1 protein-coding gene is annotated in these 555 nt (G+C 47.4%); it reads right to left on the reverse strand.

Annotation, left to right across the window (positions count from 1 at the left end):
- On the reverse strand, positions 1 to 555 hold a 555-nt coding region (locus R7190_RS29735; RefSeq protein WP_318138189.1), incomplete at both ends, for a U32 family peptidase.

Consider the following 555-nt stretch of genomic DNA (forward strand, 5'->3'; position numbering starts at 1 on the left):
CACTTCTAAGCCAGCCAATTGATGCCAGTAACCGTTGCATTGGCGGCTTGATAGTTTGTCTGGGTCTGAGCCTTGCTCGTTAGAACGGAAGCGATCCAATTCTGAGAAGGTACTTACGCCTAATGGACTCAAGCGAACGACATCAACGAGTCCTTGCATGCTTGGCAGATCGTTGATCAGGTTGTAACAGTAGCCCGATTGCGTTTGGATGCCATTCAAGTTGAAGACTTCTTGTCCCTCTTGGCTGCTTACTTGGATACCGGTTGGGTATTTGATGCAGCAAGTTTCGCAATCATCCTTCGCTTTATTTTCTGCACGCGCCGTGAAGCAGCGACCCGAGTAGGCTAATGGCAAATAGCCGTGGCTAAAGACTTCGACTTCGAATTTGTTACGAATCCCTAAGTCTTCACATTGTGTCAGAGTATCGCTTAGCCATTCACGAGATAGCTCAACCGGCATACACCAACGAGTCATCCCTTGTTTTAAAAACAGGTTCAAGGTGTGTGCGTTGTAAGTGTTAATTGCTGGGCCAACGACAAATGGGACTTTGTGTTC

The sequence above is a fragment of the Vibrio sp. 1078-1 genome, assembly GCF_033340475.1.